The 13,250-nt window shown below is 62.4% G+C and carries 10 protein-coding genes and 1 tRNA gene; 8 read left to right on the top strand and 3 right to left on the bottom strand.

The genetic code is table 11. The annotated features are described in order from the left end of the window. The first annotated feature begins 21 nt into the window (after positions 1–21). Positions 22–97 (top strand) — tRNA-Lys (locus ACODS0_RS04010). A gap of 130 nt (positions 98–227) precedes the next feature. Here the strand turns inward: ACODS0_RS04010 and ACODS0_RS04005 are convergent. Next, complete coding sequence (locus ACODS0_RS04005) at positions 228–1,286, bottom strand: AI-2E family transporter (protein ID WP_488833258.1); 1,059 nt, start codon at positions 1,284–1,286, stop codon at positions 228–230. A gap of 243 nt (positions 1,287–1,529) precedes the next feature. On the opposite strand from ACODS0_RS04005, the gene ACODS0_RS04000 reads away from it, so the two are divergent. The 5 genes from ACODS0_RS04000 to ACODS0_RS03980 all read left to right on the top strand — a co-directional run bounded on the left by ACODS0_RS04000 (position 1,530) and on the right by ACODS0_RS03980 (position 9,126). Next, positions 1,530–4,409, top strand: coding sequence for a 2-oxoglutarate dehydrogenase E1 component (locus ACODS0_RS04000; protein WP_055396677.1), 2,880 nt, complete (start codon positions 1,530–1,532; stop codon positions 4,407–4,409). Between the two features lie 51 nt (positions 4,410–4,460). Further along, complete coding sequence (odhB, locus tag ACODS0_RS03995) at positions 4,461–5,735, top strand: 2-oxoglutarate dehydrogenase complex dihydrolipoyllysine-residue succinyltransferase (RefSeq protein ID WP_488832980.1); 1,275 nt, start codon at positions 4,461–4,463, stop codon at positions 5,733–5,735. An 89-nt stretch (positions 5,736–5,824) separates the two neighbouring features. Continuing rightward, entirely contained in the window at positions 5,825–7,252 is a 1,428-nt protein-coding gene (gene lpdA / locus ACODS0_RS03990; protein ID WP_488832977.1) for a dihydrolipoyl dehydrogenase, read from the top strand. Positions 7,253–7,333: 81 nt separating this feature from the next. Continuing rightward, entirely contained in the window at positions 7,334–8,431 is a 1,098-nt protein-coding gene (gene zapE / locus ACODS0_RS03985) for a cell division protein ZapE (RefSeq protein ID WP_055396683.1), read from the top strand. Continuing rightward, positions 8,428–9,126, top strand: coding sequence for a hypothetical protein (locus tag ACODS0_RS03980; RefSeq protein ID WP_121506186.1), 699 nt, complete (start codon positions 8,428–8,430; stop codon positions 9,124–9,126). Before zapE ends, ACODS0_RS03980 begins: the two co-directional genes overlap by 4 nt. Positions 9,127–9,306: 180 nt before the next feature. On the opposite strand, the gene ACODS0_RS03975 is transcribed toward ACODS0_RS03980, so the two are convergent. After that, entirely contained in the window at positions 9,307–10,113 is an 807-nt protein-coding gene (locus tag ACODS0_RS03975; RefSeq protein WP_121420339.1) for a PP2C family protein-serine/threonine phosphatase, read from the bottom strand. Positions 10,114–10,219: 106 nt separating this feature from the next. On the opposite strand from ACODS0_RS03975, the gene ACODS0_RS03970 reads away from it, so the two are divergent. Both ACODS0_RS03970 and yoaA read left to right on the top strand, forming a co-directional pair. After that, complete coding sequence (locus ACODS0_RS03970) at positions 10,220–10,423, top strand: YdcH family protein (RefSeq protein WP_488832971.1); 204 nt, start codon at positions 10,220–10,222, stop codon at positions 10,421–10,423. Further along, complete coding sequence (yoaA, locus tag ACODS0_RS03965) at positions 10,423–12,471, top strand: DNA repair helicase YoaA (protein ID WP_488832968.1); 2,049 nt, start codon at positions 10,423–10,425, stop codon at positions 12,469–12,471. Before ACODS0_RS03970 ends, yoaA begins: the two co-directional genes overlap by 1 nt. Here the strand turns inward: yoaA and ACODS0_RS03960 are convergent. Continuing rightward, positions 12,434–13,231 carry an outer membrane protein assembly factor BamD gene (locus ACODS0_RS03960; RefSeq protein ID WP_055396690.1) on the bottom strand — a complete coding sequence of 266 codons (798 nt, stop codon included), beginning with the start codon at positions 13,229–13,231 and terminating at the stop codon, positions 12,434–12,436. The genes yoaA and ACODS0_RS03960 overlap by 38 nt on opposite strands. Positions 13,232–13,250: the final 19 nt, after the last annotated feature.

The raw sequence follows: 13,250 nt of genomic DNA, 5'->3' as shown, positions 1-13,250 counted from the left end.
CATGATTGATTGCAACCGGTTGGGACGTTAGCTCAGTTGGTAGAGCAGCGGACTTTTAATCCGTTGGTCACAAGTTCGAATCTTGTACGTCCTACCACCCGAATCCAGGCGCCAGTCTTTTGGCGTAAACAAAGGCCTCCTTGCGGAGGCCTTTGTTTTTTGTGATCCGCACGTTCAATGCAGTGCCATGTTGTTCATGGCCCCGATTGTTGTATCGCTCCATTTTGCTACGCGGATTCAGTGCTGGCGCTGGGTGAAAACAGGTCCCAGCTCGCAATGAAAAGCGCCGCAATAACTGGTCCTATCACGAAGCCCGTCAACCCAAAGAGCGCCATGCCTCCCAGGGTGGATATCAGCACAACGTAGTCTGGCATCTTGGTGTCCTTGCCCACCAAAATCGGACGAAGGACGTTGTCAACGAGTCCTATAACGCCAACGCCAAACGCAGTCAGCACCACGCCTTGCCAGACCGCACCCGTGGCCAGGAAGTAAATTGCCACCGGCACCCAGATCAGCCCCGCTCCCACGGCGGGAAGCAGCGACAGGAAGGCCATGGAAACTCCCCACAGCACGGGGCCCTGGATGCCCAGGATCCAGAAAATCAAACCGCCCAGCGCTCCTTGGGAGGCCGCCACGACAATGTTGCCTTTGACCGTGGCGCGAATGACGGTGGTGAACTTGCTGACCAGTTGCCGCTTGTGTGTTTCGTCCAGCGGGGTGGCCTGGCCAATGCGCAATGCCAGACTCGATCCGTCACGCAACAGGAAGAACAGCAGATAGAGCATGATGCCGAAGCTCACGATGAACTGCAGCGTGTTCTGTCCAATACTTAATGCCTGTGTGGCAACAAACTGACTGGCCTGGACAGCGACGGAAGAGAACTTTTGTTGCAGCTCGCCAACGGTCGTGAGATTCAACCGGTCCAACAAATTGGCGGCCCAGGTGGGCAGGGCGGCGATCACCTGCTGTAGGTAGAGCCCAAAATTTAGCTGGCCCGACCGCATCCGTTCATAGATTATCGTGGCTTCCTGGGCCAGGGATACCGTGATCGCTGTCATGGGAAGGATGACCACAATAAGGCACAGTCCCAGAGTACACAGCGCTGCAAGATTGCGCCGCCGGGGCATGCGCCGCAACAGTTTGCGGTGCAGGGGGGCAAACAAGATGGCCAGGATGACGCCCCAGAAGACCGCGCCGTGGAACTGCCAAAGGATGGCTCCAAAGGCGATGGTGACAAGGGCCAGCAGCAGCAAAAAGACTTTGTTCTGGAGGGGGGGTGGCGTCATGAGGGTAGGTGGCAATGAGATACCCGGAATGTACGCGAGCCAGGTTTGTAGCCGCTTGTTGCGCCAGCGTGTCAGCACCGGCCCCACCATTTCCGTAGGGCGGTCGGCCATTCGGTGGCACAATGGCGCCCGTACCAAGGCCCTTCCCCAGCCACAGTCGCATCCGCCAATCGGTTCAGCCGTGTCGCGGAAGGTTTCTCAACCAGCTAATGCTTTCCCAAGGAAAGCGGAGGTCAGCGGAATATGAGCGATACGACGTCCGTCTATCAAGCCTACCAAGGCAACACTTACCTCTTCGGCGGCAATGCGCCCTATGTCGAAGAGATGTACGAGAACTACCTCGCCAACCCAGGTAGCGTGCCAGACAATTGGCGCGAGTACTTTGATGCACTTCAACATGTGCCTGCGGTGGATGGCAGCAATGCCAAAGACGTCCCCCACCTCCCCGTCATCAACGCTTTTGCCGAGCGCGCCAAACAGGGCGGCACCAAGGTTGTTGTGGCAACGGGTGCGGACTCTGAGCTGGGCCGCAAGCGCACTGCCGTTCAGCAGCTGATCGCTGCCTACCGCAACGTGGGCCAACGCTGGGCTGATCTGGATCCCCTCAAGCGCACCGAGCGCCCCGCCATTCCTGAACTCGAACCCTCTTTCTATGGTTTCAGCGACGCTGACCAGGAAACGGTGTTCAACACGAGCAACACGTTCTTCGGCAAAGAGTCGATGCCCCTGCGCGAGTTGATCAACGCGCTGCGCGAAACATACTGCGGCTCCATCGGCGCCGAGTACATGTATGCCACTGATCAGAACCAGAAGCGCTGGTGGCAGGAAAAGCTGGAAAAGATCCGCAGCAAGCCCAGCTTTGGTGTGGACAAGAAAAAGCAGATCCTGGACCGCCTGACGGCCGCCGAAGGCCTGGAGCGTTTCCTGCACACCAAGTACGTCGGCCAGAAGCGTTTCTCCCTGGAAGGGGGTGAAAGCTTCATCGCCGCCATGGACGAGCTGATCCAGTCTGCCGGTGCCAAGGGCGTTCAGGAAATCGTGATCGGCATGGCCCACCGGGGTCGTCTCAATGTGCTGGTCAATTCGTTGGGCAAGATGCCCAAGGACTTGTTCGCCGAGTTCGACCACACCGCTCCCGAAGACCTGCCAGCCGGTGACGTGAAGTACCACCAGGGCTTCAGCTCGGATGTGACCACCCCTGGCGGCCCGGTCCACCTGTCGCTGGCATTTAATCCTTCCCACCTGGAAATCGTGAACCCCGTGGTCGAAGGCTCCGTGCGTGCCCGCATGGACCGCCGCGCCGACCCGCACGGCAAGCAGGTGCTGCCGGTGCTGGTGCATGGTGATGCGGCCTTTGCCGGCCAGGGTGTGAACCAGGAAACCCTGGCGCTGGCCCAGACCCGTGGCTACTACACGGGTGGCACGGTGCACATCATCATTAACAACCAGATCGGTTTCACCACCTCCGATCCGCGTGATACGCGTTCCACGCTGTATTGCACCGACATCGTCAAGATGATCGAATCGCCCGTGCTGCACGTGAACGGTGATGACCCCGAAGCCGTGGTGCTGGCCACCCAGCTCGCCTTGGAGTTCCGCATGGAATTCAAGAAGGACGTGGTGGTGGACATCATCTGCTTCCGCAAACTGGGCCACAACGAGCAGGACACCCCGGCTCTGACCCAGCCGCTGATGTACAAGAAGATCGGCCAGCACCCTGGCACGCGCAAGCTCTATGCCGACAAGCTGGCGGCACAGGGCCTGGGTGAGTCGCTGGGCGACGATATGGTCAAGGCCTATCGTGCCGCCATGGATGCCGGCAAGCACACGGTCGATCCCGTCCTGACCAACTTCAAGAGCAAGTACGCCGTGGACTGGAGCCCGTTCCTGGGCAAGAAGTGGACGGACGCTGGCGACACGGCCATTCCTCTGGCTGAGTGGAAGCGCCTGGCCGAGAAGATCACGACCATTCCTGAGAGCGTGACGCCGCACCAGTTGGTCAAGAAGGTCTATGACGATCGCGCTGCCATGGGCCGTGGCGAGATCCCCGTGGACTGGGGTATGGGCGAGCACATGGCATTCGCATCGTTGGTGGCCAGCGGCTACCCCGTGCGCCTGTCGGGCGAAGACTGTGGCCGTGGCACGTTCACGCACCGCCACTCGGTTATTCATGACCAGAAGCGCGAGAAGTGGGACATCGGCACCTATGTGCCACTGCAGAATGTGGCCGAGAATCAGGCTCCATTCGTTGTGATCGACTCGATCCTGTCGGAAGAAGCGGTGCTGGGCTTTGAATACGGCTACGCCTCCAACGACCCCAACACCCTGGTGATCTGGGAAGCGCAATTCGGCGACTTTGCCAACGGTGCGCAGGTCGTGATCGACCAGTTCATCGCCTCGGGTGAAGTGAAGTGGGGCCGCGTCAACGGCATCACGCTGATGCTGCCACACGGCTACGAAGGCCAGGGCCCTGAGCACAGCTCTGCCCGCCTCGAACGCTTCATGCAGCTGTCGGCCGACGCCAACATGCAGGTGGTGCAGCCCACCACCGCCAGCCAGATCTTCCATGTGCTGCGTCGCCAGATGGTGCGTGATCTGCGCAAGCCGCTGATCATCATGACGCCCAAGTCGCTGTTGCGTAACAAGGATGCGACTTCGCCGCTGTCCGAGTTCACCAAGGGCAGCTTCCAGACGGTGATTCCCGAGCAGGACGAGGCCATCGTCAAGAAGGCAGCCAAGGTCAAGCGTGTGATCGCCTGCTCCGGCAAGGTGTACTACGACCTCGTGAAGAAGCGCACCGAGCGCGAAGACGACGATGTGGCCATCATCCGCGTGGAGCAGCTCTACCCCTTCCCGCACAAGGCATTCGCCGCTGAAATCAAGCGCTACCCCAACGCCACCGACGTGGTGTGGTGCCAGGACGAGCCGCAGAACCAGGGCGCTTGGTTCTTCGTGCAGCACTACATCCACGAGAACATGCTCGAAGGCCAGAAGCTGGGCTATTCCGGCCGCGCGGCTTCCGCGTCACCTGCCGTGGGCTACTCGCACCTGCACCAGGAACAACAAAAGGCGCTGGTGGACGGCGCGTTTGCCAAGCTCAAGGGTTTTGTCCTGACCAAGTAAGGCCAGCTGCGACCCGACAACAGAACAAAACCCCATTCCGAAAGAATTGATATGGCTATCGTAGAAGTCAAAGTCCCCCAGCTGTCCGAATCCGTGGCCGAGGCCACCATGCTGACGTGGAAGAAAAAGGCCGGTGAGGCTGTGGCAGTGGATGAGATCCTGATCGAGATCGAAACCGACAAGGTGGTGCTTGAAGTGCCTGCCCCCTCGGCTGGTGTGCTGGCTGAAATCATCCAGGGCGACGGCGCCACCGTGGTGGCCGAGCAGCTCATTGCCAAGATCGATACCGAAGGCAAGGCCGGCGCGGCCGCTCCTGCCGCCGCTGCTGCAGCACCCGCTGCCGCCACGGCATCGGCTCCTGCCCCCGCACCAGCGGCTGTTGGCGGCTCCAAGGGCGATGTGGCGATGCCCGCTGCCGCCAAGCTGCTGGCCGAGAACAACCTGTCCGCATCGGCTGTGGCCGGCAGCGGCAAGGATGGCCGCGTGACCAAGGGCGACGTGCTCAGCACTGTGGCTGGTGGTGCCGCCAAGGCTGTTGTGGCTGCCCCAAGCGCCATCCCCACGGGCGTGCCCACCAAGGCACTGCCCCAGGTGTCGGCCCCGGCCGCCAAGGAAGACCTGGGCGACCGCCCCGAGCAGCGCGTGCCCATGAGCCGCCTGCGCGCCCGCGTGGCCGAGCGCCTGCTGCAGTCGCAATCGACCAACGCCATCCTGACCACGTTCAACGAAGTGAACATGGCGCCGGTGATGGACATGCGCAAGAAGTTCCAGGACACGTTCACCAAGGAGCATGGCGTGAAGATCGGCTTCATGAGCTTCTTCGTGAAGGCTGCCGTGCACGCCTTGAAGAAGTACCCCGTGCTGAACGCCTCGGTCGATGGCAACGACATCGTTTACCACGGCTACTTCGACATCGGTATCGCCGTGGGCTCGCCCCGTGGCCTGGTGGTGCCTATCCTGCGCAATGCCGACCAGATGAGCTTTGCCGACATCGAGAAGAAGATCGCCGAATTCGGCAAGAAGGCCGCTGAAGGCAAGCTGGGCATTGAAGAAATGACCGGCGGCACGTTCTCGATTTCCAACGGTGGCACCTTCGGCTCGATGATGTCCACGCCCATCATCAACCCGCCCCAGTCGGCCATCCTGGGCGTGCACGCCACCAAGGACCGCGCTGTGGTGGAGAACGGCCAGATCGTTGTGCGCCCGATGAACTACCTGGCCATGTCCTACGACCACCGCATCATCGACGGCCGCGAAGCCGTGCTGGGCCTGGTGGCGATGAAGGATGCGCTGGAAGACCCATCGCGCCTGCTGTTCGACATCTAACCTCCTGACCGCATGGACCCACCCGCGTGGCCGACCTCTGGTTGTGCCCGCCGGTGGGTCTTTCTCCAACAGACTGAACGAGATTTCCCATGAGCAAACAATTTGATGTGATCGTCATCGGCGGTGGCCCCGGTGGCTACATTGCCGCCATCCGCGCAGCCCAGCTGGGCTTCAACGTCGCCTGTATCGACGAGTGGAAGAACGACAAGGGTGGCCCCGCACCCGGCGGCACCTGCACCAATGTGGGCTGCATTCCGTCCAAGGCGCTGCTGCAATCGTCCGAGCATTTCGAACACGCCAACAAGCACTTCGCCGAGCACGGCATCACCGCCACGGGCGTCAAGATGGACGTGGCCAAGATGATTGCCCGCAAGGACACCGTCGTGAAGCAGAACAACGACGGCATCCTGTACCTGTTCAAGAAGAACAAGGTCAGCTTCTTCCATGGCCGCGGCTCGTTCGTGAAGGCTGCTGAAGGCGGCTACGAGATCAAGGTGGCTGGCGCCGCCGAAGAGTCGCTGACGGGCAAGCAGATCATCATTGCCACCGGCTCCAATGCCCGTGCGCTGCCCGGCACGCCGTTCGACGAAGAACTGGTGCTGTCCAACGACGGCGCGCTGCGCGTGGGCGCTGTGCCCAAGAAGCTCGGCCTGATCGGCTCGGGCGTGATCGGTCTGGAAATGGGCTCGGTGTGGCGCCGCCTGGGTGCCGAAGTCACCATCCTCGAAGGCCTGCCGACCTTCCTGGGCGCGGTGGACGAGCAGATCGCCAAGGAAGCCAAGAAGGCCTTCGACAAGCAAGGTCTGAAGATCGAGCTGGGCGTGAAGGTCGGCGAGATCAAGACCGGCAAGAAGGGCGTGAGCATTGCCTACACCAACGCCAAGGGCGAAGCCCAGTCGCTGGACGTGGACAAGCTCATCGTCTCCATCGGCCGCGTGCCAAACACCATTGGCCTGAACGTCGAAGCCGTGGGCCTGCAGCTCGACGAGCGTGGCGCCATCGTGGTGGATGCCGACTGCAAGACCAACCTGCCTGGCGTGTGGGCGGTGGGTGACGTGGTGCGCGGCCCGATGCTGGCGCACAAGGCCGAGGAAGAGGGCGTTGCGGTGGCTGAGCGCATTGCGGGCCAGCATGGCCACGTTAATTTCAACACCGTTCCCTGGGTCATCTACACCAGCCCCGAGATCGCATGGGTGGGCCGCACCGAGCAGCAGCTCAAGGCCGACGGCGTCAAGTACAAGGCGGGCAGCTTCCCCTTCCTGGCCAACGGCCGCGCGCGTGCGCTGGGCGACACCACCGGCATGGTGAAGATGCTGGCTGATGCCGAGACTGACGAGATTCTGGGCGTGCACATCGTAGGCCCGCAGGCCAGCGAGCTGATTGCCGAAGCTGTTGTGGCCATGGAATTCAAGGCCAGCAGCGAAGACATCGCTCGCATTTGCCACGCACACCCCAGCCTGAGCGAAGCCACCAAGGAAGCGGCCTTGGCTGTGGATAAACGCACTCTGAACTTCTGATTTTTGGGTCAAATCGGGCTCTAGCGCTTATCTGATAAGCGCTAGCAGCTATAAAAATCATAGTTTCTGAGCATCCACCACGTGACTGTTAAACAGGCTTACCTGGCCGAGTTGGCCGCAAAAGGCTACCAAAGTGACCCTGCCCAATTGCGCGCAGTGGATGCCCTTCAGCGTTGCGCTGATGACTGGGCCGCATACAAGGCCCAGCGTTCCAACGCACTCAAGAAGCTGATCAACCGGCCTGATGTGCCGCGCGGCGTGTACATGTATGGCGGGGTGGGGCGGGGCAAGAGCTTTCTGATGGAATGCTTTTTCGACGCCGTTCCCTTGAAGCGCAAGGTGCGCCTGCACTTTCACGAGTTCATGCGCGAAGTGCACCGCGAACTGGCGGGCCTGCAGGGCACGGTCAACCCGCTGGACGTGCTGGGCGCGCGCATTGCCAAGCGCTACAAGCTCATCTGTTTTGACGAGTTTCACGTGGCGGACATTACCGACGCCATGATCCTGCACCGCCTGCTGGCGGCACTGTTCGATAACGGCGTGGGCTTTGTGACCACTTCGAATTTCAAGCCCGACGACCTGTACCCCGACGGCCTGCACCGCGACCGCATTCTCCCGGCGATTGCCCTGCTCAATGAAAAGCTTGAAGTGGTCAACGTGGACAACGGTACCGATTACCGTCGGCGCACTCTGGAGCACGTGAAGCTGTACCACACGCCGCTGGGCCCCGAGGCAGATGCTGAAATGGGCCAGGCGTTTGACCAACTGGCCGAAGTGCACGACGAAGACCCGGTGCTGCACATCGAGGCCCGCGAGATCCGGGCACGCCGCAAGGCCGGTGGTGTGGTGTGGTTTGACTTCAAGACCCTGTGTGGTGGCCCCCGGTCGCAGAACGACTATCTGGAAATCGCGACGCAGTTCCACACTGTGCTGCTGTCCGATGTGCCCTACATGCCGGTGAGCATGGCGTCGCCTGCGCGGCGTTTTACCTGGCTCGTGGACGTGTTGTACGACAGGCGCGTCAAGCTCATCCTGTCTGCAGCAGTACCCCCCGAGCAGCTTTACACCGAAGGCCCCTTGGCGCACGAGTTTCCGCGAACGATTTCGCGGCTCAACGAGATGCAGTCCAAGGAGTTCCTGGCGCTGGAGCGCCGCACTGTCGATACGGGGCTGACATGATCTCCAGACGCTTCGTGTCTGCGGCGATTTTCTTGCTTGCCTGGGGGTTGTCGGCCTCGGCCATGGCGCAGCCGGTAGCTGCGGGTGCGGAGGCCAACGGCCAGCAGGCAGCCGCCAAGGCGGCCGAACGTAAAGCGGAACACGACCGCATCCGCTCCGAACGCGAGGCCATCAAGGCCAGGCGACAACAGGACGAATCGGCCTGTTACCAGCGATTCTCCGTAGAAGACTGTCTGCGCAGTGTGCGGGCGGGCGTGCGCGATGCGGAAGCCCGTTTGCGTGCACAGGAGATCGAGCTCAATGATGCCGAGCGCAAGGAAAAAGCGGCGGAGCGTCTCAAATCCATTGAAGAAAAGCAGCGCGGCGTGCCGGATAGCCCCTCAGCGGGCAGCGGTGCTGCAAGCGCTGTGGTGCGCAAGCCGTCGCAAGACCCCCAGGGCCTGAAATCGCAGCGTGACCACGAGGCTGAGCTGAGAGCACAGCAGCAGCGCATTAAGGTGCAAAAGCAGGCCCAGGAGCAGGCAGCGCGCACCAGTGGCAATGCCGAGCGTGCCGCAGAGGCGCGCGCACGCCACGCGCAAACGCTTCAGGCTGCGCAGGAGCGCCGCGACCGAGTCGAAAAGTCACGGGCAGAGGCCGCAGCCCAGGGGCGGGTCCCTGCGGCTCCGTTGCCAGCGGGTTCGGCAGCACGCTGAAACAGGTTTACTTGGGGTGGCTGCTCCAGGTGTTGAAAGTGCGCGTGGCGCCCAAAAGTCGCAATGGGCCGGTGGATACCGAGGCTCGGTTCGCGTCAGCGCCGCTTTCCTCAAGTGCCGCGCAGCCATTCGCCCTTTCGGTTGCCCACCCATGCACATACCAGCGGGTGGGACGCTGCTTCAGGGACGCCCTGCGTCAGCGGGTACCAGGCGAGCGACCTTCTTTTCTTCCACCAGCGCCTCCATCTTCACGATGACCAGCGAGAGGTTGTCGCCACCGCCCCGCGCACGGGAGCGGGCTTTTTCAATCAGAAACTCCGTGGCTTCCCGTGGCGAGAGGGAATCAACCACGGAGCCGAGTTCGGTGGGCGAAAAGTAGTGCCACACCCCATCACTGCAGGCCATGAGCACATCGCCAGGCTGCAGCTGGGGGATCACATGGGTGGTGATGGGCGGGTCGCTTTCAGTGCCGAGGCAGCCCACCAGAATGTTCGAGTGCGGATGGTTGTTGGCCTCGGCTTCGGTCAGCTCGCCCCGGTCCACGAGAGCCTGGACGTAGGAGTGGTCGCTGGTGCGGAACACCATGCGCGCACCTTGGAAATGGTAGATGCGCGAATCGCCTGCATGCACCCAGTGGCAGTCGCCACGCGGGTTGATGAGAAAGGCTGCAATGGTGCTGTGCGGTTCCTGCTCGGCAGAAATCGCTGTGAGCCGGATCACGATGTGAGCTTCTTCCACCATGCTCTTGAGCATGGCCACCGGGTCGTCGGTGTCGGGCGAATAGCGCTCGAAGAGCTGGCGCGCAGTCATCATGACCTGGTCGGACGCCTTGCGCCCGCCGCTGCGCCCGCCCATGCCATCGGCAATGACACCCAGTATGCAGCCATTGTGCCGCTCGTGGGAGATCAGGATCACCTGGTCTTGCTGGTACTCCCGGTCACCCTTGTGGATGCCGGTGGACGCGATGAGGCGAAACGCTTTGGTCATGCTGGTGATTGTGGGGGCGCGTACGCAAAGGGCCATCGCGCAAACGGGGGCAAGCGCGTATTATCCGCCCGCCTGTGGCATTTTTGCCATCCCACGGCCCCTTGCCTTGAACCCCAGCCTCCATTCCCCCCAACGCCAACTCATTGAGCTGCGCATCGAGCATGCTGATCTGGACGCTCTGATCGACCGGTGTGCCCCCGACAGCGTGGCGGACGAATTCACACTGCGCCGCCTCAAAAAGCGCCGCCTCGCTCTGCGTGATGCCCTGGATCGCCTGGAACGGGACCTTCAACCCCAAGAGCCCGCTTGATGGCGCTGGTAGAGATGGTGCAGGAGGTGTTTGCCCCTGGCGGCGTGCTGGCGCGGGCCGACACGCATTTCCAGCCGCGCGAAGGCCAAACGCAAATGGCCATGGCCGTGGCGCACACCATCGAAACGGGCGGGGCGCTGGTCGTGGAGGCAGGCACGGGGGTGGGCAAGACTTTTTCCTATCTGGTCCCGGCACTCCTGAGCGGCGAACGGGTGCTGTTGTCCACCGCCACCAAGGCCTTGCAGGACCAGCTGTTTGCGCGCGATCTCCCGCGCCTGGCGCAGACCCTGGGCTTGCCGGTGCGCATGGCGCTTCTGAAGGGCAGGGCGAGCTATCTGTGCCTGTACCGCATGGAACTGGCGCGCCAGGATGTGTCAGCCCGTGAGCCTGGAGTGGCACGGGTTTTGGCCAAGGTCGAGAGTTGGTCGCATGGCACGCGCTCGGGCGATCTTGCAGAGCTGACGGGGTTGGACGAACGCTCGCCCGTGATACCGCTGGTCACCTCCACCCGTGAGAACTGCCTGGGCTCGCAGTGCCCCCGATTTCGCGAATGCCACGTGCATTTGGCGCGGCGCGAGGCCTTGGCGGCGGACATCGTGGTCATCAACCACCACCTTTTCTTCGCCGATGTGGCTGTGCGCGAGTCGGGCATGGCCGAGCTCTTACCGTCCGTGCGTGTGGTGGTGTTTGATGAGGCGCACCAGATCAACGAGACGGGCGTGCAGTTTCTGGGGCTTACGCTGTCCACGGGCCAACTGATGGATTTTGGCAGGGACCTGCTGGCAGCAGGGCTGCAGCATGCGCGGGGCCTTGCGGATTGGATGGGGCTTGCGAGCCAAGTGGATCTGTCTGCCCGGGATTTGCGCTTGGCGGCGGGAGATATGCGGGGCAGCGCAAAGCTGCGCTGGACCGATGAAACGCCGGAGAGCGTCAGGCCGGATGAATGGCAGACTGCCCTGCGCCGCGTGGCGCTCGCCTGCGCCCAGGCGCAAGAGGCGCTCGACACTGTCAGCGAAATAGCGCCCGACTTTGTGCGCCTGTATGAGCGCGGGACTGAACTGCTGGCGCGCCTGGCCCATTTTTCTGGCCCCGGCAATCCGGATGCGGTGCGCTGGGTCGATGTGGGGCCGCAGCTGCGCTTGACGGAATCCCCCCTGGACATTGCCGAGGCCATGCGCACACGCCTGCTGGCCACCCCTGCGGAACCCGTGGGTGACGATGGGTGGCCCGGGGAGCCTGCTGCCAGACCCGGCAGGGCCTGGGTCTTCACCTCGGCCACCTTGGGCGATGACGAGCAACTGAGCTGGTTCACGGAGCGGGCGGGTTTGCAGGACGCGCAGATCCTGCGGGTTGCGAGCCCGTTTGACTATGGGGCGCAGGCAGCACTGTATGTGCCACGCCACCTGCCGTCTCCGGCCGATCCTTCGCACAGCATGGCGCTTGCGCGCTGGGTGGGCGAGGCTGCAGCGCAACTGGGTGGCCGCACCCTGGTGCTGACCACGACGCTCAAGGCCTTGCGCACCATTGGCGATGCGTTGAAAGCGCAGTTTGCGGGCTCCGCTGTCCTGGAGGTGCTGGTGCAGGGCGAGTGGCCCAAACGGCGGCTGATGGAGCGTTTTCGCGAAGGGAGCGAGCACGGGCAGCAGGGCTGTGTGCTGGTGGCTTCCGCGACGTTCTGGGAAGGTTTTGATGTGCCTGGGGATGCCTTGCAGCTTGTTGTGATTGACAAGCTTCCTTTTCCTCCCCCGGGCGACCCTTTGGTGGAGGCGCGTACGCAGCGTATTGAGAAATCTGGCGGGAAAGCGTTCAAGTCTTACGCACTGCCCGAGGCAGCCGTTGCGCTCAAGCAGGGGGCGGGGCGGTTGATCCGGCGTGAGTCCGACCAGGGCATTCTGGTGGTGGGTGACACCCGCCTTGTCACCATGGGCTATGGCAAGCGCCTGCTGGCGGCCTTGCCGCCCATGCGGCGCCTGGAGTCAGAGCCCGAGTTTGAAGCAGCTCTTCAGGCGCTTACCAGAGCTTCCACCACGGCTCCGCCTTTTCCTTGAGGCCCCCGCGCAGATAGGCGCTTTGGGGGTACGAAGTGTCCATCACGCGGCGTGCATCGTCGCGCAGCTGCGTCATGCCCAGTGCGTCGTACGACTGGATCAGGATGTACAGAGCTTCTTCGAGCGCGGGCACGCCCTGGTAGTCCGCCAGGGCTACCTGGGCACGGCTGATGGCTGCCACATACGCGCCGCGCTGGAAGTAGTAGCGCGCCACATGCACTTCGTACTGCGCGAGCGAATTCACGATGTACGTCATGCGCTGGCGTGCATCCTGTGCGTAGCGGGATTCCGGGAAGCGGGTGGCCAGCTCGCTGAAGGCCTCAAAGGAGTCCTTGGCTGCTTTCTGGTCGCGCTCGGAAAGGTCCTGGCGCGAGATGAACGAGAACAGGCCAAGGTTGTCGTTGAAGTTCACCAGGCCCTTGAGGTACAGCGCATAGTCAAGCGCAGGGCTGGCGGGATGGAGCTTCATGAAGCGGTCCAGCGTTGCAATGGCCTGGGCTTTTTCGCCAGCCTTGTAGTGCGCGTAGGCCTTGTCGATCTGGGCCTGCTGCGCCAGCGGGGTGCCGGCTGCACGCCCTTCCAGCTTTTCGAGCAGAGGAACCGCCTTATCGTAGGCGCCGCTGTTCATTTCGTCCTGCGCTTCCGAATGGATGCGATTGGGGCTCCAGTTGGCCGTTTTGTCTTCGGTTGTGCTGGAGCAACCCGCAAGCAGACCAGCAAGCAGCAGGGCAGAAACGAGGGGCAGTGGGGCACGCAGCATCGCAGGCAGCTTTCAGCAA

Source organism: Acidovorax sp. FG60, assembly GCF_057808995.1.
This window is presented reverse-complemented; position numbering and strand designations above follow the sequence as displayed.